The sequence below is a fragment of the Mycoplasma suis str. Illinois genome (genome assembly GCF_000179035.2).
GTDB lineage: Bacteria > Bacillota_I > Bacilli_A > Mycoplasmatales > Mycoplasmoidaceae > Eperythrozoon_A > Eperythrozoon_A suis.
This window is the reverse complement of record NC_015155.1, coordinates 451,764-474,072: the sequence shown is the minus strand read 5'-3', so window position 1 is coordinate 474,072 and position 22,309 is coordinate 451,764. Positions and strand designations below refer to the sequence as shown.

The 22,309-nt window shown below is 30.9% G+C and carries 24 protein-coding genes; 19 read left to right on the top strand and 5 right to left on the bottom strand.

Annotated features, from left to right (window positions below; genetic code table 4):
• The first annotated feature begins 68 nt into the window (after positions 1 to 68).
• The 16 genes from MSU_RS04640 to MSU_RS02685 all read left to right on the top strand — a co-directional run bounded on the left by MSU_RS04640 (position 69) and on the right by MSU_RS02685 (position 14,925).
• The gene (locus MSU_RS04640; RefSeq protein ID WP_158304035.1) at positions 69 to 254 is read left to right on the top strand and encodes a hypothetical protein; all 186 of its coding nucleotides are present in this window, start codon (positions 69 to 71) and stop codon (positions 252 to 254) included.
• Positions 255 to 428: 174 nt separating this feature from the next.
• Complete coding sequence (locus MSU_RS04690; protein ID WP_013609943.1) at positions 429 to 605, top strand: hypothetical protein; 177 nt, start codon at positions 429 to 431, stop codon at positions 603 to 605.
• A 48-nt stretch (positions 606 to 653) separates the two neighbouring features.
• Entirely contained in the window at positions 654 to 893 is a 240-nt protein-coding gene (locus MSU_RS02745) for a hypothetical protein (protein ID WP_013609942.1), read from the top strand.
• A gap of 380 nt (positions 894 to 1,273) precedes the next feature.
• Entirely contained in the window at positions 1,274 to 2,635 is a 1,362-nt protein-coding gene (locus tag MSU_RS02740) for a hypothetical protein (protein ID WP_013609941.1), read from the top strand.
• Between the two features lie 237 nt (positions 2,636 to 2,872).
• Positions 2,873 to 3,853, top strand: coding sequence for a hypothetical protein (locus MSU_RS02735; protein WP_013609940.1), 981 nt, complete (start codon positions 2,873 to 2,875; stop codon positions 3,851 to 3,853).
• The gene (locus MSU_RS04780; RefSeq protein WP_013609939.1) at positions 3,813 to 4,118 is read left to right on the top strand and encodes a hypothetical protein; all 306 of its coding nucleotides are present in this window, start codon (positions 3,813 to 3,815) and stop codon (positions 4,116 to 4,118) included. The genes MSU_RS02735 and MSU_RS04780 overlap by 41 nt, the downstream gene beginning before the upstream one ends.
• A 235-nt stretch (positions 4,119 to 4,353) precedes the next feature.
• A complete protein-coding gene (locus MSU_RS02720) occupies positions 4,354 to 5,562 on the top strand; it encodes a hypothetical protein (protein WP_013609938.1) in 1,209 nt (402 codons plus the stop codon).
• Positions 5,563 to 5,691: 129 nt separating this feature from the next.
• On the top strand, positions 5,692 to 7,143 hold the full coding sequence (locus MSU_RS02715) for a hypothetical protein (RefSeq protein ID WP_013609937.1): 1,452 nt from the start codon (positions 5,692 to 5,694) through the stop codon (positions 7,141 to 7,143).
• A 12-nt stretch (positions 7,144 to 7,155) separates the two neighbouring features.
• Positions 7,156 to 8,658 carry a hypothetical protein gene (locus MSU_RS02710; protein ID WP_013609936.1) on the top strand — a complete coding sequence of 501 codons (1,503 nt, stop codon included), beginning with the start codon at positions 7,156 to 7,158 and terminating at the stop codon, positions 8,656 to 8,658.
• A 13-nt stretch (positions 8,659 to 8,671) separates the two neighbouring features.
• Positions 8,672 to 9,097: a hypothetical protein gene (locus tag MSU_RS04360; protein ID WP_013609935.1), complete on the top strand. Its 426-nt coding sequence runs from the start codon at positions 8,672 to 8,674 to the stop codon at positions 9,095 to 9,097.
• A complete protein-coding gene (locus MSU_RS02705; RefSeq protein ID WP_148221844.1) occupies positions 9,078 to 10,184 on the top strand; it encodes a hypothetical protein in 1,107 nt (368 codons plus the stop codon). Before MSU_RS04360 ends, MSU_RS02705 begins: the two co-directional genes overlap by 20 nt.
• 11 nt (positions 10,185 to 10,195) lie before the next feature.
• Positions 10,196 to 11,329 (top strand): hypothetical protein, encoded by a 1,134-nt coding sequence (locus MSU_RS02700; protein WP_013609933.1) that lies wholly within the window; start codon positions 10,196 to 10,198, stop codon positions 11,327 to 11,329.
• Positions 11,296 to 11,694 carry a hypothetical protein gene (locus MSU_RS04775; protein WP_013609932.1) on the top strand — a complete coding sequence of 133 codons (399 nt, stop codon included), beginning with the start codon at positions 11,296 to 11,298 and terminating at the stop codon, positions 11,692 to 11,694. The genes MSU_RS02700 and MSU_RS04775 overlap by 34 nt, the downstream gene beginning before the upstream one ends.
• A gap of 115 nt (positions 11,695 to 11,809) precedes the next feature.
• Positions 11,810 to 13,315 carry a hypothetical protein gene (locus MSU_RS02695; RefSeq protein WP_013609931.1) on the top strand — a complete coding sequence of 502 codons (1,506 nt, stop codon included), beginning with the start codon at positions 11,810 to 11,812 and terminating at the stop codon, positions 13,313 to 13,315.
• 114 nt (positions 13,316 to 13,429) lie between these two features.
• Positions 13,430 to 13,645 (top strand): hypothetical protein, encoded by a 216-nt coding sequence (locus tag MSU_RS02690; RefSeq protein WP_043885164.1) that lies wholly within the window; start codon positions 13,430 to 13,432, stop codon positions 13,643 to 13,645.
• A 137-nt stretch (positions 13,646 to 13,782) separates the two neighbouring features.
• Entirely contained in the window at positions 13,783 to 14,925 is a 1,143-nt protein-coding gene (locus tag MSU_RS02685) for a hypothetical protein (protein WP_013609930.1), read from the top strand.
• A gap of 96 nt (positions 14,926 to 15,021) precedes the next feature.
• Here MSU_RS02685 and MSU_RS02680 read toward each other — a convergent pair whose 3' ends face one another.
• Entirely contained in the window at positions 15,022 to 15,606 is a 585-nt protein-coding gene (locus tag MSU_RS02680; RefSeq protein WP_013609929.1) for a hypothetical protein, read from the bottom strand.
• A 156-nt stretch (positions 15,607 to 15,762) separates the two neighbouring features.
• Here MSU_RS02680 and MSU_RS02675 point away from each other — a divergent pair, with 156 nt between their 5' ends.
• From MSU_RS02675 to MSU_RS02665, 3 genes are read left to right on the top strand one after another with little or no spacing between them, the layout of a single operon-like run.
• A complete protein-coding gene (locus tag MSU_RS02675) occupies positions 15,763 to 16,377 on the top strand; it encodes a hypothetical protein (RefSeq protein WP_013609175.1) in 615 nt (204 codons plus the stop codon).
• 24 nt (positions 16,378 to 16,401) lie between these two features.
• Positions 16,402 to 17,037 (top strand): hypothetical protein, encoded by a 636-nt coding sequence (locus MSU_RS02670; RefSeq protein ID WP_013609174.1) that lies wholly within the window; start codon positions 16,402 to 16,404, stop codon positions 17,035 to 17,037.
• Positions 17,038 to 17,089: 52 nt separating this feature from the next.
• A complete protein-coding gene (locus MSU_RS02665; RefSeq protein WP_237696885.1) occupies positions 17,090 to 18,610 on the top strand; it encodes an iron-containing alcohol dehydrogenase in 1,521 nt (506 codons plus the stop codon).
• 85 nt (positions 18,611 to 18,695) lie between these two features.
• Here MSU_RS02665 and rplM read toward each other — a convergent pair whose 3' ends face one another.
• From rplM to argS, 4 genes are read right to left on the bottom strand one after another with little or no spacing between them, the layout of a single operon-like run.
• Positions 18,696 to 19,124, bottom strand: a complete 429-nt coding sequence (gene rplM, locus MSU_RS02660; RefSeq protein ID WP_013609172.1) for a 50S ribosomal protein L13 — start codon at positions 19,122 to 19,124, stop codon at positions 18,696 to 18,698.
• Positions 19,125 to 19,182: 58 nt separating this feature from the next.
• Entirely contained in the window at positions 19,183 to 19,770 is a 588-nt protein-coding gene (locus tag MSU_RS02655) for a hypothetical protein (RefSeq protein ID WP_013609928.1), read from the bottom strand.
• 36 nt (positions 19,771 to 19,806) lie between these two features.
• Entirely contained in the window at positions 19,807 to 20,499 is a 693-nt protein-coding gene (locus MSU_RS02650) for a ribonuclease HIII (RefSeq protein ID WP_237696908.1), read from the bottom strand.
• A 19-nt stretch (positions 20,500 to 20,518) separates the two neighbouring features.
• On the bottom strand, positions 20,519 to 22,189 hold the full coding sequence (argS, locus tag MSU_RS02645; protein WP_013609926.1) for an arginine--tRNA ligase: 1,671 nt from the start codon (positions 22,187 to 22,189) through the stop codon (positions 20,519 to 20,521).
• Positions 22,190 to 22,309 lie beyond the last annotated feature (120 nt).

Sequence of the window (22,309 nt, the reverse complement as noted above, 5' to 3'; positions counted from 1 at the left end):
TTTCACTTAATTCTTGACTAGCTTTTTCTAGTTTTGTTTTTTCTTGCTCAGAAACTTCTCTTTTTCGCTTGGTTTCTTCGTTTTTTGCTTTTAATTGTTCAAAATTTTTGTCACTTTCAGCTCTCTCTTTTTGTATTCTTTTAGCCTCTTGTTCAATTAATTTATTTTTTGACTCATTTGAAGAGTCAAAATCTTTGAAAACTACTTCTAAATTAGAGTGACCAATGCCCCCCCCCGCGACTCAAGAAGATTAGAGAGTTAGCTCCTCCAGTTAGAGCAACAATTGATGTCAATAAATATTTAGAAAATATCAAAATTGGAAGAATCTAACTCCTAAATATTATTTATATTTATATAAAAGATCTTAAGACTATTTATAAGGTTTTTTGAGATATAATGTCATCTCAAAAAATTAATAAAAGGAAAAAATGTTAGGTTGAACTAAACTTCTTTTATTAATTACTCCTGTAGTTGCTGTGGTAGGGACAGGCTACGGAACAGAAGTAGTTTGAAAGAAATATCAAAAAGAAAAGGCTAAAAGAGAAAGGCTTGAATATTTAAAGAAATTTAATTTTGATGGTAAATACGATATGATCACTTTTTAAATTTTTTCTATTTAAAAAGTCATATAATAGTTAAAAAATGATAGTAAAATGTTGGCAGCAAAGATTGCTTTAGGTCTTTTGGCTGGCGGAGTTGCTATGGCCGGAGGAGCTTATAGTATGGGAGTTGTGCCATTTTTGAAATCTCAACCTAAACAACCTAAAGTGGAGAGAAAAGTAGAAGTTTCTGATTTAGGTTGAGATTTCATAATTGATTGAAAAACACAAAATGGAAGTTCCGAAAATAACTTAGATACCAGTTACATGGGAAGTCTTTGGGCAATTTGATAAATACTAAATTTTTTCTAATTAAGTAGTTTTACTTCCGGCAGTTAGCCGGTTTTAAATTAAGTATCTTTATGTCCTCTGGGGGGGGGCATTACCGAAAAACAAAAACTTAAGCTCCGGCTTAAGTTGTTTCTAGTTTTTAGAAGTTCAATTTATGCCATTTTCTCATTTTCAAAATATTATTTAGAAAAAGAATGTTGAATTAGGTTTTTTAGTTGAATTTCTGTAATTTAGTTATTTAAAAACTTTTTAGAATATGGAATTTAACACTTATACAACTTTCTTTTATCTCGGGGGGGGGGCTTTCAAGGTCTACCAGCTAAAAAAAGATCAAGAAACTTCTCGTTTCTTTACTCGGCTCCTCTAGTGTCTTCGGGATATCATTGTCTTCTCACACATCTGGTTGATCTAATGGAGATGATAATTCCGAGACTGCAAATAAAGAAGATAAAAAATTCTTATCTTCTAGAGAAATAAAGAAAGAAGAAATTAATAGAGTGCCTAAAGAAGATCTTGTGAGCAATATCACTAAAGATCATTTCTTTGAGTGAAGTTATCTTAGTGAAGGCGCTATAGAAGATATTTATTTAGTGACTGCAGAAGATTCTGTTATCAAAATTCCTGCAGGCACTTATGGTCAGAAAAAAAGAAGAATGTCTGATGGTCACTTAATAGATAGACATAACAATTGATATGGTCCGAGAAAATTATCTCACGAAATTGAAGAGCCCAACAAACAAGTACTAAGTAATATGGAAAAAGTCAGAAGACTTTTTGAGATTTTTAAAACTTCTGAATATAAAGAATTGAAATCCTTAGGAGATTGATGGAATAAGCAGTCAGAAGAGCAACAATGTGAAATTTTGGAAATTTTTGCAGAATGCGAAGATATTAGAAGAGCTTTAGCTGGAGGTAAATCTGGAAAGTCAGTAGATATTAAAAAAGGTTTAAAAATTTCTCCAGAAAAACTCACAGAGCTTTCTAGAAGAGAATTTAAACCCCCAAAATTAAGTGATATTTTGGGATCTAGTAAGTTTGTACATCTTTCTGAATTAGGAAATGTTGGATGAATGGCCGGAGGAGTAATTGATGAGTGAATGGTTGATTATATAAGTGGAGATTTCGAAAATAAAGAAAAAGAAGGGGGCGTAAATTTTTTCTCTCTTTTAGAAAAAATTTTTAAAGGTGAGCAATCTTTTAAAGAATGCATGAATAATGAAACATCTAAGTTTTATGCAGAATGTAGTAAGCAAGTTAATTCAAAAGTTTCAGGATATAGAAAGTTAGGTAAAAAAGAATCTTTAGTGACTCCTAAAGTTTCTGGAGTTGTCAAGGGAGGTACCATAGAAGGTAGTAGCGAGATAAGAGTTTCAGTAGGGACTGAAAAAAATAAAAACAGTGAAATAAAAAGATGAAGAGATGAGGAAAAACAAGAAAATAATGAACAAGCTAAAAAATATATTTCATCTTTCAAGAGTTCCGGGAGAGAAGGAGGAATCATAGACGTTAAGTGCAAGAGATTCGAGCAAAGTTGATTGTGATTTCTTCAAATGGGAAAACAAGCTGGTTGCGAAGCTGCCTGAAGTCTAATTTTTAGGGGAGATGTAGATGAAAAAAGACTCTGTCTTTTCGAAATCCCTAATGGCAAGAGTTATGTAAGAGAATATCACTTAAGCTTTATGAAATTCTCCTATTGATGAAATAACAATAAATTTTGATCAAGATGTTCTAGCTATGGTCTTTAGTAATATGTGTTATTTCTTTGCATTACTTTTCCGCGGGGGGGGCTTTCAAGGTCTACCAGCTAAAACAAGATCAAGAAACTCTTCGTTTCTTTACTCGGAACCTCTAGTGTTTTTGGAATTTCTATTAGTTCTCATACAAATGGTTGAGACGAAAAAGATCGAGAAATAAAGCAAATAAATCAGGAAAATAGTAAGTTTATTTCCTATGGAGAATTAGGGAAAGAAAATTCTAGAAAAGTGCCTAAGCAAAGACAATCAAATAGCATAAGTAAAAATCATTTTTCTCAGTGGAGATTTCTTAGTGAAGGGGCAACTGAAGATATTTACTTAGTAACTTCAGAAAATTCTTTAATAAAAATCCCTGCAGGAAATCACGGACAAAAGAAAAGAAGGATGTCTGATGGTCTTTTAATAGATAGACATAATACTTGATTTGGTCCAAGAAAATTAGTTCACCAGAAAGAAAAACATAATGAAGAAACATTGAGTAATTTGGAAAAAGTCAAAAAATTATTTAGTATTTTTAAATCTTCTGAAGAAGAAGAATTCAAGTCTTTGGGAGATTGATGAAATAAGCAACCAGATAAGCATCAGTGTGAATTATTAGAAGTTTTTGCAAACTGCGAGGACATTAAAACCGCTTTAAATGGGGGAAGATCTGGAGAAAAAATCTTAATTAAAGATGGTTTAAAAATTTCTCCCGAAAAGTTAATCAAACTTTCCAGAAGAAAATTTAAGCCTCCTAAATTAAGTGATTTACTAGGTTCTAGAAGTTTTATACATTTCCCAAAATTAGGAGAGGTTGGGTGATTAGCGGGCGGAGTGGTTGATGAATGGATGGAAGACTATACAAGTGATAAATATATACAAAAAGAACAAGAGGGTGGAGTGAATTTATTCTCCCTCCTAGAAAAAACAATTAAAGGAGAACATTCTTTTAAGGAATGTTCGGGAGAAGAAAAAACTCAGTTTTATAACGAATGCAAGAATGTTGTTCATTCATGAGTTAGAAAAAATGAGAAATTAAGAGTAAGTGAAATTACGATAACTCCTAAAGTTGTTGGAGTTGTGAAAGGAGGAACTATAGAAGGAGAAAAAGAAATTAGAGTTTCTGTAGGCTCTAATGAGAATAAAGCTAATTTAGTTAAGCGGTGAGTTCAAGAAGGAAAGCAAGAAAGTGAAACAGGCAAAAGAATATATAGAAGCCTTCAAAAATAAAGGAAGAAAAGATGGAATTATTGATGTGAAATGTAAGAGTTTTGATTACAAACTTCTTTCATTCCTTTATATGGGAGATAAAAGGGGATGTGAATTTGCTTGACAACAAATTTTTTCAGGAGATGTGGATGATAAAAGACTTTGTCTATTTGAAATTCCGGATGCAAAAAGTTATGTAAGAGAATATAAGTTAGCTTTTGCTCAACTTTCTTATTGATGAGATAACAATAAGTTTTGAACTAAATGCTCTAACTATGCTCTTTAACATAAAACATTTATTATTAATTCTTTCTCGCGGGGGGGGGCATTCACACCACCTCTACTAAGAAAAAATTAAGAAACTTCTTGTTTCTTTACTTGGCTCCTCTAGTGTCTTTGGAATTTCTATTAGTTCTCATACATCTGGATGATCTGATGCTGAAAAAGCTTCAAAGACGCTGGATAAAGAAAATAAAAAATTTGCAGTTTCAGGAGATTTAGAACAAATAAACTCTCGGAAAGTGAATAAAGAAAATACTTCAAGCAATATTTATAAAGATCATTTTTTTGAGTGAAAGTATTTGAGTGAAGGTGCAACCGAAGACATTTTTCTTGTGAGTACAGAAGATTCTTTAATTAGAATACCTGCAGGAAATCACGGACAAAAGAAAAGAAGGATGTCTGATGGTCTTTTAATAGATAGACATAATACTTGATTTGGGCCTAGAAAATTGGCACACGAAAAAGAAGAAATCAATAAACAAGTATTAAGTAACTTTGAAAAAGTTAAAAGATTATTTACTCTATTCAAAGCTTCAGATGGAAATGAATTTTTGTCTCTCGGAAAATGATGAAATGAACAGTCAGAAGAAAAACAATGCGAAATGTTAGAAATCTTCGCGGAATGCGAAGACATTAAAAATGCTTTGGCCGGAGGAAAAGTTGGTAAGTCAGTCGATATTAAAAAGGGACTGCAAATTTCTCCTGAAAAATTAGTTGAGCTTTCCAAAAAAGAGTTCAAAGCTCCAAAATTAAGTGATATTTTGGGAAGAAAAAAATTTATAAATTTGCCGGAACTGGGAGAGGTTGGTAAGCTTGCCGGAGGAGAAGTAGATAAATGAACTAAAGAGTATATTGATGATTCGTATTTGGAGGAAGAAGAGAAGGGAGGAGTCAATTTATTCTCTCTTTTAGAAAAACTAACTAAGGGAGAACATTCTTTCAAAAAATGTTCCAAAGATGAACCTACAAAGTTTTATGAAGAGTGCAAAAAAGAAGTAATAACCTGACTGAAAAATAACGAAACATTAAAAGGTAAGGCAAAATTAGAAACTCCTAAAGTTGTGGGAGTAGTTAAGGGAGGAACTATAGAAAATAACAAAGAATTCAGAGTTTCTGTCGGTACAGTAAAGAACAAAACTAGTGATGTTAAAAAATGAGTTTGAGAAGGTCAGCAAGATAGTACTGAACAGGCTCTGGAATATAACAAAGCTTTCAATGATTTTGGTAGAAAGGATGGAATCATAGATGTTAAATGCAAAAGATTTGATAAAGATGGTTGATTTTGATCTATTGTGTATACAGGGGATAAAGAAGGTTGCGAATATGCCTGAAAACAAATTTTTAGGGGAGATGTGGACGATAAAAGACTTTGTCTTTTTGAAATCCCTGAAGGAAAAAGTTATGTAAGGGAATATCAATTAACTTTCATGAAAATTGCTTATTGGTAAAATAACAATAAGTTTTGAACAAGATGTTCTACTTATGGTTTATAGTGAGAATATTTCTTTTAGTTAATTAACCCTTTGTTTGCGGGGGGGGGGCATTCCGAAGACAACTATGTTCTCCTGTAGTGTCAATTGACTAAAAAACTGATTTCCTCCCTACTTGGATTAGGCGGAATTTTTGGAACTTCTATTAATTCTCATTGATTCTCTTGAAGGGAAGATGTTTTGGAAAAACTTCCAGAACAACAAAACTTAAAGACTTTTCCAAAAAGTTTTTTAGAGCAAAAAACAAATTACGAAGATACAAGTAAAAGAGTTACGGCAAAAAGCCGTAACTCAAGTAGTCTAAATAAGTATTACTTTGATCATTGAAAATATCAAAGTGAAGGAGCTACAGATGTAGTACATCTAGTAGATTCTGAAAATAGAGTTAAGGAAGTTTCTCCTGAAAGTCATGGTAGAAAAAGGAGAAGAATGCATGATGGAATACTAATAGATGGAATAAATACCTGATTCAGTTACAGAACGTTACCTCATCAGGTAACTTCTGAATCTGAATTAAAAGATACTTCTTCAACATTAGAAAAGATCAAAAAATATAAGGAATCCCTAAAAAGAATTAGTGTAGAAGAAATGAGACTTTTAGGAGAATGGTGGACTAAGTTGCCAGATCATGAACAATGCGATTTATTAGAAATCTTTCTTGAATGCCAAACCATAAAAGAAAATATTGGGAGAAGCGGTCAACAAACCAAAATTAATGATGGTTTAAAAATTAGACCTGAAAAATTTGTTTCAACATTTAGGGAAAGCTCAAGCAATTTTCCTAAAGTTCAAGAACTTTTGGGGAAAGAAAAATTTATTGATTTTGTTATTAGAGGGGAAATTGGAAGATTGGCTGGAGGACCAATTGATGAATGAATTGAAGAATATTTAACAAATGAATTAGAAAATTTAGAAAAGAAAGGGACAGCTAATCCCCTCCTTATTGGAAAAAAGTTAATTGCCGGGGAAGGAAATTTCCAAAAATGTGAAAGTTTGACTTCAGAATTAGAACATTTCTTTCCTGAATGTAAATCTAGAAATATTCAGGAAATAAGTGAAGAAAAGAAAAGAGAAGGAGAAAAAATTCTTCTTCCAAAAATAAAAGAAGTTGTTAAAGGTGGTGTTGTGGAGGGCTACAACGATATAAGAGTTTCTGTTAGATCTGACACTAATAAAGATGCAGAAATTAAGAAATGAATACATGAAGAGAAAGAAACAAATTCGAAAAAAGCTGGAGAATTTGAGCGCGAATGAAAAGAAAAAGGAATTAAGAATGGAATAGTTGATGTTAAATGTGAAAAATGAAAAATTGGATGAACATCTTTGTGAAATTTATTGAATATGGGGAAGCAGGAAGGTTGTGAGCTTGCTTGACAAATGGTTTTTAAGGGGGATGTTCACGATAAAAGATGATGTTTATTTGAAATTCCTGAAGGAAAATCTTATGTTAGGGAATATCAACTTTTAGGCTTACTCCCTTATTTCCATTGATATAAGACTGATAAATTTTGAGCCAAATGTTCTACTTATGGTCTTTAAAGGTTTACTTTAATGACCAAAAGAATAGTAGTTTCACTGACTGGGGCTGGAGGTCTTTTGGGGACTTCAGCAGTCAGTCACTTAAATATATTTTCTGGAAATTATTTAGAACAACAAATTAAAAAAACAACCCCCTTTCGGGGGGGGGCATTGAAAAGTTTTTCATTTCCTTATAAGGTATCAATGAATAAAAGAGGAAGTTATCACAAAGAATGAAGTAGCTTAAGCCATCAACACTTTGGAGACTGAACTAATCAAAGCGAAGGATCTACTAATTCCATTTTTTTAGTAACTAAAGATGGATTAGCTAAAGAGATAGATGCTAAAGTTCATGGACAAAAAAGAAGAAGTCTAAAAGACGGTAGGTTAGTAGATAGAACTAATACTTGGTTCGGTCCGAGAACAGCCCCTTTTTCAAAAAATTCCTCATTAATGACAGATGAGGAATTTGTAACTCTAACTGAAGGTTGAGAAAAATTTAAAAATAGCTTTCTATCTCTGGATTATGAAGAACTTGCTAGTTTGAGTGAGTGATTCCAAAATGTTTTGAGTGAAGAAAGTAAGTGTGAAATGGTTGAAGTAGTTATGGATTGTGATGAATTTAAAAAGTTAATTGGCTCCACTGGAGTTTGATTTTGATCAACTCCAAAAATTAGAGATAATTTCAAAATCAACTTCGAAAAACTAAATGAATTATCTGGCAGAAAATGAGGAAATGAATTACCTAAATTTAGTGAAGTGTTAGGCTCCAAAGGAGTTTTATATATTGGAAGACTTTCTGGGTTTGAAAATAAATTCGGAAGGATGTTGGATATTTGAGTTAAAGAAGAAATAGATAGGGAAATTAAGAAAACTCCCAGAGAACAATCTCAGAAAAAGAATGGAGTTGATTTGTTGAGAGTATTGATGACTGGAGAGAAATATAGTGAAGGCTGTGAAAGTTATGCAAAAAATCCAGATGAAAAGATTGTTTATGCTGAATGCTTCACAACTGGAGATAAAGAATTAAGTAGTTTTTCGGGAGTTAAAGGGGAAAAATATTTTTCCCCTAAAGTAATTGATGTCGTGAAAGCCGGAAAGTGATGAAGTTCCCCTGTTTACTCCTCTTCAAAATTTCTTCTTTCGAGTGATGAAGGACAAAAACAAACAAAAAATAATGATTTTGGGAGCTGAAGACTTTATCCGAATAATTTGAAAGTTCCTTCCCATCAAAACTTTCATAAAAATCATGGTTGAAAGGGAGTTATAGATGCTGATTGCGCGAAGGTTGGTCCTGAAGAAAAAAATTGAAGCCTCTTGGAAAAACTTGCTGGAGGACCTATTGAAAGAAAAGGATGTATTGAGTTTTATAGCTTAGTCTTCTCAAAAGAAATAAAAGACAAAAGATGATGTTTATTTGAGATTCCAGAAACATCATCTTTTGTTAAAGAAACTCAAGTGTTTGGGCCTTTCTTTATTTCTAGTTGAAATAAAAATAATAGATTTTGAGCCAAGTGCAGCACTTATGGACTTTAAAAAAGTAAATTAGTTGATTAAGAAACTAATAGTTTCTTTTGCTGGAGTTGGAGGAGTATTCAGCGCTTCAGCTTTCAGTCACTTAAATTCTTTATTCTTTTCTTCTACTTTTGATGAACAATTCAAAAGTAGAAATAATAAAGATTTTGGTCACTCGGGGGGGGCATTAAGCAACTTTTCTCTACCCCACAAAGTATCTATTAATGAGGGGTTTTCTCCTCGAAAGGCAAAAAGTAGCTTAAATCCTCACTATTTCGGGGAATGATCTTCTCAAAGTGAGGGAGGAATTTATTCCATTTATTTAGTAGATAAAGAAGGTCTTTTAAAAGAAATAAATCCTAAATTACATAGTCAAAAGAGAAGAAGTTTGAGGGACGGAAAATTCATAGATGGAAAAAATACCTGATTTGGTCCTAGAAGTGTCCCCATTTTCAGATAAATTAGAGGAACTCAATGAGAAAAATAAGCAAACACTTTTAGAGTTGTGAGAGATACTTAGATCTAAGTTTCTCTCACTGGAATATAGTGAGTTATCTGGAGTAAGTAAGTGATTTCACAATTTACCTGAAGAAGAAAAATGTGAAATCATAGAAGTTTTTGTGGATTGTTATGAATTCCAGAAAGTAATTAGTCCTACAGGATCAGGAGGACTAATAAAAAATAACTTAAAGATCAATTTTGAGAAGCTAAATAATTTAGCTTCTCGAGAATGACATCAAGAATTTCCTAAGTTTGCTGACATAATAGGATATCTTGGTGTTTTTTATATAGCTAGACTTAGTGGCTTTGAAGATAAATTTGGAAGTCTAGTAGATATATGAATAGAAAAAGAAATAAAAAGAGAACTTAATAGTTTGCCAAAAGAAGAGTTATCCAAAATTAATGGAATTAAATTTGCGAGAACTATTCTTTTGGGAGAACAATATGGAGAAGGATGTGAATCTTATGGAAAAAATAAAGATGAAAGAATAGTTTTTGGAGAATGTTTCTCCAAAAGTAAAAAGAAATTTAATGGTTATCCAGTTATTGAAGGAGAGAGATATTTTGTTCCCAAGGTAATTGATGTAGTTAAAGCTGGAGATATGTGAAATGTTCCGATGTATTCATCTTCTAGATATTTACCTAAAGAAGGAAGTTCTGAACAAGAAGAAAATAATACAAATTACAACAATTGATACAACTTGCCACAAAACCTAGAAGGTGAAGTTTTGAAGGGCTTTCAGGAAAGGGGAAGTTGAAAAGGAATAATTGATGCAAGTTGTAGTAATGTAAAAGCTGGAGGAATGTTTTCGACATTCCTTAGCTTTTTTACAGGAAGACCTTTAGAGCAAATGGGGTGCTGAGAATTCTATAACTTATTTTTTGGAAATAATGTAAGGCCAATTCAAGAAAAAAGATTGTGTCTTTTCCAAATTCCTAATTCTCAACCATTCGTTAAAGAAATGAATCCATTTGGACCTTTCTTTTTCTCCACTTGGAGAAAAAAGAATCAATTTTGATCCAAATGTGATTTCTATGGACTTTAGAGATTAAATAATTGGTTAAGAAATTTGTAGTTACTTTTATCGGAGCTGGAGGACTTTTTGGCACTTCAGCAGTAAGCCATTTAAATATATTTTCTGGCAATTCAATAGATCAAATATCTAAAAAGAAATTTTCACTCTTGCGGGGGGGGGCATTAAATAGTTTTTCGTCACCTCATAAGGTGACAATAAGCAGAAAAGGGAATTACCAAAAAGACTGAAATAGTTTAAGTCACCAACATTTTGGTGACTGAACTCATCAAAGCGAAGGAGCTATAAATCCAATCTTTTTAGTAACTAAAGATGGATTAGCTAAAAAAATAAAAGCTAATGTTCACGGACAAAAGAGAAGAAATTTAAAGGATGGAATATTTATAGATGGAGTTAATTCTTGGTTTGGACCAAGAAGTATCCCTTTCTCTAAATCTTCTTCTGATTTATCAGAAGAAGAAAAACAAACCTTAATAGAGTTTTGAACGAAAATTAAGAATAGTTTTTTGAGTCTAGAACATTCTGAACTAAAAGGAGTGAGTGGTTGATTTCAAAATGTTTTGACTGAAGAATCTAAATGTGAAATAGTAGATGTAGCTATAGATTGCAATAAATTTTTGGAAATAATTTCTGGAAGTAGTTGATTTAGTTCCAAAAATTTCAAAAATAATTTGAAGATTAAGTTTGAGAAGCTAAATGAATTAGCTTCTAAAAATTGAGGTAATGAATTACCTAAATTCGGAGATCTATTAGGTTCTAAAGGTTTTCTTTATATAGGGAGACTATCCGGCTTTGAAGATAAATTCGGAAGAATGTTAGATATTTGAGTCAAAGAAGAAATAGACAGAGAATTGAGAGGAACTCCTAGAAATATCGACTCTAAAAAGAATGGAGTCGATATTATTAGAAGACTATTTTCTGGAGAACTTTATGGAGAGGGTTGCGAAAAATATTCAAAAAATGAAGGAGAATCCACTGTTTATGCTGAATGTGTTACTAAAAGTGAAAAAGATTTAAAAAATATTTCTAATGTTAGAGGGGAAGAATATTTTTCCCCAAAGTTGTTGATGTGATTAAGGCTGGAAAATGATGAGACTATCCAGTTTATTATCCTTCAAAATTTTTGAAATCTTCTTCCAGAACAAGAAAACAAATAAAAAATCCTGAAATATTTGATTGAACTGTTTATCCGGAAAGCATAAAGAGTGAGGCTTTCAAAAAATTTCACAGCATTCAAGGTTGAAAAGGAGTTATAGATACTAGTTGCGTAAAAATTGAATCACTAGATTCATCTTCTAAATTCTGAAGTTTATTTGCGGGAGAACCTTTAGAAAGAAAAGGATGTATCGAGTTTTACAATTTACTGTTTTCTGGGGAAAAAGAAGATAAAAGATGATGTTTATTTGAAATTCCAAAAACATCATCTTTTGTAAAGGAAACTCAAGTGTTCGGACCCTTCTTTTTGTCTAACTGAAATAAGGGAAATAGGTTCTGAGCAAGATGCTCAGTTTATGAAATATAATAAGAAAAAATAAAAATATTTTTTAGAAAAATGTTCCTTTAGGAAGGTTTTTAAAACCTTACTAAATTCTCTTACAGTCAGTTTCTGACTGTGTTTAGTAAGTTAATTTAGTTTTATGTTTAAAAAACTATTAGCTACTTTTATTGGAGCTACTGGTGTTTTTGGTTTCTCGATAGAAAAGCACCTTAATATATTCTCCTCAGGAGATGTAATTCCTAAACCTTCAGCTGGCGGGGGGGGGCACAGAAAGTTTTCTTTGCCTTTTCAAGTTGATGCTAATGAGGTGAAGAAAAATGAAAGAGAGTCTTTTACTTCTAGAAGATCTAAAGAAAGAAAAAGTAGTTTGCAAAATTACTGGTTTAATCAATGAGAAGCTAAAAGCGAGGGATCTAGCGATCCTATCTATTTAGTAAATAAAGAAGGTCAAGTTAAAGAAATAGAAGCTTCCTTGCACGGACAAAAACAAAGATTTATGTGAGATGGAATCTTCATTGATAGAGTCAATAGTTGATTTGGTTCCAGAAGGATTCCATTCACAGACGAAAATAGTCCTGACTATAAAAAAGTTTTAGGAGACCTAAAACTTCTCGATTTGTGAGCAAAACTTAAAAAAGGATTTTTGAGTCAAAACCCTGAAGAATTAAGAAGTTTAAGTCAATGATTTGAAAAATTATCTGATCCTGAGAAATGTCAAATAATAGATGTAGTTATTGATTGCGATAAATTCAAGAGCTCAATAAGTTTGAATGGAAGTGCTACCTCAATAGGTAGCAACTTCAAAATACATTTCGATAATTTACATAAGTTAGCTTCTAAGAGATGAGATAGTAGACTTCCTAAGTTTGCCGAATTAATAGGTTATAGGGGAATAATATATATTTCCAAACTTCAAGGTTTTGAAGATAAGTTTGGAAATATATTAGATATTTGACTTCAAGAAGAAGTCAATAAAGAATTAAAGAAAGTATCTAATGGACTGGAAAAAATAAATGGGATTCAATTTATTAGATCTTTAGTTACTGGAAAAAAGTTCGCAGATGGTTGCGAAAAATATTCTGAAAATGAAGAACATAAAAAAATCTTTGGAGAATGTTTCGCAACAAGTAGCGAAGATTTTTCTTCCTATAAGAAAATTTCTGGAGAAAGAAATTTTGTTCCAAAAGTTATTGATGTAATTAAAGCTGGACAAATGTTGAAAGATCCAATGTATGCCCCACCTAAATATTCTTTAGTTGGCGACAAATGAATTGTCACTGGAGAAGACTACAAAAAATGAAAAGCAGTAACTCCAGAAATGAGACAAGAAGTTGTTAAAGGCTATGAAGATGTTGGGGGTTGAAAAGGAATTATAGATGCCAGTTGCAGCAGAGTAACAGCTTCTGGCTGATGATCTTCTTTTATAAGTCTTATCTCAAAAACCCCTTTAGAAAAAATGGGTTGTTGAGAGTTCTACAACTTATTTTTTAGTAAGGAAAGATTTGAAGATAAAAGATGATGTTTATTTCAAATTCCTGAAACATCATCTTTTGTTAAAGAAACAAATATTTTTGGACCCTTTTATCTTTCCAACTGAAATAAAGGAAATCAATTTTGAGCTAAGTGCGATCTTTATGGACTATAAAGATAATTAGTTAGGTTTTTATATTCACTTCCTCTATTAGAGGAAGAAAAAAGAGATTTAACTAATTATTTTGTTATCCTTAATTTGGAATATTTTTAGTCCAATTTAAAAGGAATGTTTAAAAAACTCATAACTACAGTAATTGGAGCTGGAAGTGTATTTGGAATTTCTATAGGAAAGCATATTGATTCTTTCATTATTAAAGATCTTTTCGGAAATAAGAGAAATATATCGAGAGAGGTTAGTCTTCTTGGGGGGGGGCAGTTTGCCCCTTTCACACATAAATTATTAATAAGTGAATCTAAAAATAAAAGCATAAAAGCAGTCTAGGGGAATATCACTTCGGGGAGTGATCCTCCCAAAGTGAAGGAGGTAGAGATTCTATTTTTTTAGTAACTAAAGAAGGATTAACTAAAAAAATAGAAGCTAAGTCTCACGGACAAAAGAGAAGGAATTTAAAAGATGGAATGTTAATAGATGGCAAGAATATTTGATTCGGGCCAAGAAGTTTTATTCCATTTTCAAGCCATAAATCTGAAAATTCAGAACAAGAAAAACAAAAGTTATTGGAAATATGAAAAAACCTTAAAAAGGGATTTTTATCACTTAATAAATCTGAATTAAACCAATTGAGTGATTGATTTCAGAATCTCGAGGATTCTGAAAAGTGCGAAATAATAGATCTTTTAGTTGAGTGTGAAGAATTTAAGAAAGTAACCAGTCTTACTGGTTCCGGAGGAGGATTAATTAAAGATCATTTCAGAATTAACTTGAGTAAGCTAAATGATTTAGCTTACAGAAATTGAGAGAAAAAGATTCCTAAATTTTCTGACTTCTTCGGAAGAAATAGTGTTTTATTTATTTCTAGACTAAATGGATTTGAGTCTAAATTTGGAAAGTTATTGGATATTTGAATAGAAAAAGAAGTTAATAAAGAATTAAAAAATTTAGATCCTAGAGAAATAAATAAAGTAAATGGAATTCAAATAATTAAGACCTTATTTTCTGGAAAGAAATACTGAGGAGAGGGATGCGAATCATATAAAAATGACGAGAATGAGAGAAAAATATTTTCTGAATGTATAACACAATCTAAGAAAACATTTAGAGATTATCCCTCATTTGAGGGAGAAAATTATTTCACTCCCGAAATAATAGATGTAATTAAAGGAGGATATATTGGAGAAGAAGGGGAAGTATATTCCCCTTCTAAATATGTAATTATGTTAGGAGAGCAATATCCTGAAGAATTTTATGGCACTTGAAAGAAAGCTGAGGGAGACACAAAGGAAATATTATATAGAGGATTCGAAGATAATGGTAGTTGAAAAGGAGTTATAGATATTGGATGCAGTAATGTGAGAAGTTCTGATTGATTTTCTTCTTTTCTTCAAATTGTCACAAAACATCCTATAGAGAAGATAGGCTGTTGGGAATTTTATAACTTACTTTTCACTAAAGAGAATGTTCCTGAGAAGAGATTTTGTTTATTTAAATTGCCTGAAACTAAATCTTTTATCAAGGAAATTAGTTTCCTTGATTTAATTAAGTTCTCAACTTGAAAAAAGGGAAATAGTTTTTGAACTAGATGTAGTACTTATGAGATTTAGTAGGAAATTTAAAAAAATGAGTTAAGGTTTTTTCTCCCCCTCCTGAGAGGAGGGGTAGATTATTAAATTAATTTATTTTTTAGAAGAACTTTCTTCTTATTGTGTTTTTTCTGTATCAAGATCCTTAAAAATTTCTTCTGGTAATTTTTCTATTTTTTCAGACAATTCTTTAATAAATTTCTCATTATGTTCTCTTAAATTTTGAAGAGCTTGTTTTATTTTTTCAAGCTCTTGGTTATAGATTTTTGAGAAATTTTGGCTAACTTTTGTTGCCTGCTCTTTAACTTTTTCCAATATTTGTTTTTGAGATTCAGATAGAGATTTTTCTAATTCTTCCTTTTTCTTTAATAATTGTTTACTGTTTTCTTCATTTTTTTGGATCGCACTTTGATTAGCTTCTTCTAGTTTTTTCTTTTGTTCTTCTGATTCTCGTCTTTTTTCTTTAGTTTCGTTATTCTTTTTGTCTAATTTGTCGAAATCTTCTTTGCTCTTTTCTTTTTCTTTATTTATTCGATCAGTTTCTTTTTCTATTAAATTATTCTTGTCTTTTATTGAAGAGCCGAGCTCTTCAAAAGTTTGTTCTACTTTCTTTTGTTGAGTGCCCCCCCCCAAGAAAATAACAGAGTTAGCTCCAATAGTGAGAGCAGTTACTGCTGTTAATAAATATTTAGAAAATATCAATTAAGAACTTCTTCTTATATTTATATTTATAGAAATATAAGAAGTTTTATAAGTCTATAACATTTAAGTTAGAATAAATAGATAACTTATAAGTCCTTAAAATTTTAGTTTTCTTTTTATTTAAATTAAATAGGTATATTTAGTTTTTTCTAGGTAGTGGTTCTGTTTTCTAAAATAGCTGCTTGGATAATAGGGCTTACAGCCCTAGGAACTACTGGAACAGCTATTTCTTCTTTTTCTGGAGTTAAAGATTATTTAAATGTTTTTAGTAAATATTTAGAAGAAAATAAAGAAAATTTAAAGGGAAAAAAGATTCACTTAAGTGAATCTTTTTCTTCTATAAAAGAATTACAAGAAAAAATAAATTCAGTTAAAGAATATTTAGATGGAAAGACTAATTCACTAGATAAATTAGAAAATCAAGAATTCAAAAAAGTAATTCAAGACGTGAAGTCTTGAATGGATAAAGAAGGTAATTCCGACACTAAAAAGAAATTTGGAGAAGCTTCCAAAAAAATAGATGATCTTTCAAACTTTTTAGGCAAAAAGTTTGCAGAAACTCCAGACGAACTAAAACATGAACAATTACAAGATTTACTAAGTAAATATATGAAAAAAGAAGAAGTGGGAAATTTAACTCCTTTTATTCTTCCTATAGTAAGTGCAATTAATGAAGCAGATAAAGAATTAAATAGAAAACATCCTTCTTTTGAAGAATTAAATTCTTCTCCAGAAGCTAAAAAATTCTGGGAAACCTATAAAAATCTTTAAATTTTTTAGTCTTAATTAAAAAAATTGTCATGAGAGGCATATGCTGCTTTTCCTCTGGGATCGATTTTTGTTTTAGTTTCCTTCCTTTATTATTGATTTAATTTCCGAAACTTCAAGTTAAAGAAGTTACTGGAATTCAAGAGAGAAATTTTTCAACTCAAGCGAGATTGTCACTTCCTTAAACAAAAGAAAGTGGTTCACGACAATAATGTTGATTTATTTTTAGAAGAACTAAAAAATTCGGAAAGCAAAGCTAACCCAAATAAAAAAACTATCTCTCTTGAATCAATTAATGATTTCTATAGAAAACAAAAGAAATATAAAGAGTTAAAAAGAAGAGAGGAATTCTTCTCTTCTTGCAAAGACAGAGCTCTAGAGCTTATTTCTGATTTGGATATTTACATTATGAAATATTTAGGTAGTTCTCTAAAAATAGTAGAAAAACAAAAGAGAAAGCAAAATAAGAAATTAGGTAAAAAAGTTGATAAAAAAGTAGTTAAGACAATAAAAAGTACATGAGAAAAAGAACTAGAAGACATAAAAATTTCTTGTGAAGACTTAAGAGATAATGTTCATCTCTTAACTCATAGTTTCTCTTCTTTCGAGGAACAATGCAGAAAGAAACTACTTTCAGCTAAAGTAGTTTATAGCCAAAAATAATATAAAAGAAGTGAAGAATCTTTTCAATAAAGCACAAGAATTAATTAATAAGATGTTTCCTCCTCCGAAAAATGAAAACATAGATGAGTCGATCTATAAGAATAGTTTGGATAGTCAACTATTCTTTAGTGTTCAACGTTCCTTCTTAGAAAAAGAAGTAAATAAGGCTGGACAAGAAGCTAAAAATAGTGCTATTTCCCTTTCAGAGGAATTAGCACTAAATAAATTTAAGGAAATTATTTCCAGCAAAGAAAGAATATTAGATGCTAGAAAATTAGGAATTATTAACTTTGATTCCCCTGACTATGTTGAAATAGTCAAGGAACAAGAAGAAGAAATGTCAAAACAAAGTAAAAAAACTGAAGAAGATAAAAAATCAGGATCTAAATCTAAGAAATCTAAGAGAAGAGTTCCTCTCTTAAGTAATTGAGTAGTTAATGAGAATGTAGTCGAAGAACAACTAATTAATCATTTAAGAAAGGCAAAAGCAAACTCTGTTATTGTGATAACAGATGATGCTTTTACAAGACAACTAGTTGGTTATAGAAAATTAATTGCTTCTCTAGAGAGAGAAAAATTAGATTTTTATGAATACACTAATGTTCAACCAACACTAACGAGAGAATCAGTTACTCAAATAGTTTCCTTTGCATATAAGCACAGAGCTAACTGTCTTGTAGTTGTGGGCTCTAGTACATTAATAGATCTATCTAAGTTAGTTATCAAAAGACTAGTAAAACCTAATAGTATCAAGATTCAATCTAATTCTCATAAGCCAGTAGTATCTGCTTACTATTCTCTTTTCTCTCTACCAACTTTAGTTATTCCTAACAATAAGTTGGTAGAGCAACAAGTATTGAGTAATAAAGTAGCTTTCAAGAATCTAACTTATTTTGATCAATCAGTATATCTTTTCAATCCTATTGATAGTTCTGATCATGTTTTCTACTACCCTAATTTCTTAGTAGAATATTCAAAAGAAAAGCAAATGGAATTACTTCATTTACTTTTCTTTAAGTTATTTTTCTACTATTTCGATAGTCAACTAGAAATAGAAGACAGAATGAGACTTATTAGAGAAATGAGATCTATAGAGTGATATCTTGATTTTGTTTCTAAGGGAAATTCTTCTCTTTCCCTAATAGATTGCAAAATAATTATGGAAATAGCAGCTAAGTGCTATGACGGAAGATACTTCATGACTAAGTCCACTTACTGGACTTGATATAAATTAGCAGCTAATTTAACTAAATTGACTAATACTCATTTCTATAAATCATTAGCTCTATTCTTACCTTCTTTTCTTGAGTATGTTACTCTTCACGACAAAGAAGGTCATGATAGAGCAGTTGAATTAGCTTATTTACTATATGGATCAGTTTCTTCTGAAGGTTTAGTTATGCATGTAATTAAACATATCAAGAGATTTAGTTTGCCAACTAAATTCTTTGATATACCTTCACTAAAAGAAGTTGATTCCAAGTTTATTAATTTACTAGTGAAACAAGCTTCACCATTCTTAACTTCTTACAAAGTGTCTAAGACAATAATAAGAAACTTAGCTGCTTGGTAGTTTAATTTAAAAAAGAGGGATTTTCTCCCTCTTTTTTAAAGAGGTTTTTATTTTTCCCCTAAAAAGGGGAAAATACGAAACTTATCTAACTAGAAATTTGTGCTGCGTGAGGATGTTCAGAGCCTTTGTAAACTTTTAACTTTCTAAGTAAAGCTCTAGAAAGATATCTATTTTTAGGAAGCATTCTTTTAACAGCTAGAGTTAATAATTTATCTGAATATTTTTCTAGCATTTCTTCACCACTTCTTCTTTTAATTCCTCCCGGATAACCAGAGTGTCTATATCAGAATTCATTTTTTAGTTTATTGCCTGACAACTTTATCTTGTCGCTGTTAGTGATTACTACAAAATCACCACAATCATAAGATGGAGTAAAGTCTACTTTATTCTTTCCCCTAAGTAGATTAGCTATTTGAACAGCTAATCTACCTAAACAAGCATCAGTAGCATCTATTAGTATTCACTTTCTTCTTGCTAGAGCTTCCTCTCTAGTTAATAAAGTAGTTTTAAACATTAACTATTTATAAATATAAAACTATTTTTAATTTTAGGAAAAAATAATAAATCAACCATTATCTAGACTGTCCAAATGAATCAATATCATCCTCTTTCCTGCTCATCTTCTTTAAATTCTTTACAAATAACTTCCACTTTTCCATCTCTCAATGGATGAGTTTCTTTGCAGAAAACAAAAGTATCTCTTTCTCATTGTTTTTAACTTTTTTGCTCCAACCTCCTCCAACGATTGTGGCTTTATATTTTCCTTCTCCCTGATCTTTTCAATAACCTTTTGAAGCCAAATAAGCAGAAATTTCTTCTCAACTACCCCTTAAACCAATTTCACTTTCTTCTAGAAATCTTTTTCTAGAATCCCTAGTATTTGATCAAAAATAACAAGGTGTACTTTTCTTTCATCAAGTTTCATCATCTCACGGAGAGACACCTTTTTGAATACAGGTGTTGTGAGTTGCAACTTCTAATAAATATTTATATCTTTGTTTTTCTCATTTAAATTCCTTTTCCTCTCTAGAATCGGAATCTCGTTTCTCCCTTTCTTTAGAATTAGCTTTTTTGTTAATAACTTCATAACCTCCTCATGAAGCCCCTACCAGAGAACTTCCACCCAAAATTCCTGCAATAACTCCATTCATTAATTTCATTATTTATTAACTAAAAAAGAAAAAACTTTTTATTCCCTAATCTATTGGGGAATTAAGAGTTCTAATTGCTTTTTCATAAGTTTTGAAGTGAGTCTTACAATACCATTCATGTTTAAAGTTAGATATTTCCGAAATATCATGGAAAGCTCTAACTACTCTATCTGAAGCTCCTAGTGGGAGACTATAAGACAACTTAATAGATAGACTTGCCATCTCTTCAAGAAAGTTAAATCTACTAATTATTGAGGAGATGGCACAAGATATAAAACAACTTTCAGCTTTAGTTTTGAATATATTTATATCTTGGCATTCAACTGAGATACTTCTTAAGTATCCAGTATATTTATCCTTAGTACAAAATTGATCAATTATTGTTTTTGGGGGTAATACTTTACCTTTTTCTTGAAGTTTTTCTCTAAGTTTTGTTCACACTTGATTGTGAGCATAACTTAAAAGAATATTTAAGTTTTGAAGTTTAGAGTACAACTTGTTATATTCTTTAGCTCCAAAAGAAATGGAAACAATTTTGTCTCCAAGTATTTCTAGTAATTTTGGAGCTAAATAGTAAACGCAAGCATCACTTAGTAACTTAGAATCTCCTATTCTAGGAAGCAAATTAGCTTCCTTTAATTTGAGGTAGTCTTCTACCTCAACTAGAGTTACTGTTACATGAAGTCCTCCAAAAAAATCACCTTTACCGCTTTCATCAGAAGCAGCTTCTGCTTCTAAGAAAGGGTAATTCAGTTTTTTAGTTTAGAGTTGTTGGAGTAATTCTGAAAAGAGGAAGTAATTCAGAGAATATTCTTAGAACTAGCTTAACTAGCGCAAATCTAGTTATTTGTGTCTCAGTATTAGGTTCATTAATTACTGAGACACTTTCATAAAAAGAGTGGAATTTCTTAGCTAAAGAGAATAAGTAATCAGACATAATATGAACCTTTAGAGTTTGAATTGCTTTTTGGAATTTCAATTCAACTGAAAGAACAGAATTAATCAAACTTTGTTCTACTTCACTATCTAGTTTTTCGAAAGATAGTTTTGATTCCGAAAGATCAAAATAAATTCTTTCAGTTATTTTTAGCGCTCTAGAGTAAGCATAGAGAATATAGAAGATTTGATTGTTATAGTCTTTATTTTTTAACTTAGATAAATCTATATCTAGTTCATTTTCTTCATCTCTAGAGCACAAGAATCATCTAATTTCATCTACTGAAAGATGTTCTTTTAGTTCTTCTGCAGAGAGAAAAATATTTTCTCTCTTTGAGAACACTATTTTTTTTCCTTCCATAATCAACCTAGACAATCTAGTTATTTTGTACTTAACACTATCTTGAGGGACACCAATGGAATAAAAGAAAGCTTTCATTCTGTCTATGTGTCCCTTGTGATCTTCGGCTAAAGTGTTAACTATTGTTCCAGTTTTTCCCAAGAATTCCAATTTATGCAAGTGATAGATTAAGTCTTGCCCAAAATATGAAATCTTACCGTCACTCTTCACAAGTACATCATCTTTTTCATAACCTTCTAGGAATGCACTTGTCTTGAATCAAAGTGCATTATCTTTCAGATAAATAAAGTCTTCTAATTTTTTAATTAGATTAGTTAAAGCAGATTCACTGCAGATTCTGCTTTCATAATCTCAACTATCTACTTGAATAGATAGACTTTTTAGTTCTTTCTTGATCTTGTCAAGAAAGAACTCAACAGCAAATAACTTTATTTGATGAGTTAATTCTTTGTCTGTTAATTCTCAGTTGTATCCAAATTTTTGCGATATTGCTTCAGCACATTCTTTTATTTCACTTCCAGTGTATTTAACATTGATTTCTTCTGTTAAGCTGATACCAACTCCACCTCTGGAAGTGAAACTATAAAAGTTATGAATAGATCTCAATAATTCTTCTATTTGAGTTCCAGCATCATTTATTAGGTAAGTTCTAAAAACAGAATTATTGTTGTACTCTAGTAAGTTAGAAATAGTATCAGTAATTACTCCATTTCGGATATGTCCTATATGGAGTATTCCAGTAGGATTAGCTGATACTATTTCTACAAAATATTTATCTTTTTTGTTTTCTTCATTATTAGCTCTAGAAATTATCTTTCTTCTCTTAAGTGAGCTTCGAAAGAAGTTCTCTATTAAGTCAGGAGAAATGAAGAAGTTTAGATATCCTTGAACTGCTTCAACTTTTTGAATTAGTTCATTTTTAGGGAATGAACTAATAAGAATTTGTTCACTTTCTTCTATTGATTTTTTATAGGCAGAAGAAATTAGGAAAGGTAGATTTGTACTGAAGAAACCAAATTTAGAATTTTTGGTTTCTTCTAGCTCTACCTTATCTAAAAGAAGAGAGAAGCCTTTATTTTCTAGAACTTTTCTAAGAGAAGCTTTTAGTTGATTTTTTAGCTCTAGTATCACCTAGATCTAGTTAATTATTTAAGTAAGAATATATCTTTAAATTAAGGTTAACATTCTAATTAGCGTACAGGGGGCAAAGAGAAGTTCATAATACTTTCTTCTTTACCAAAACCCAAGGTT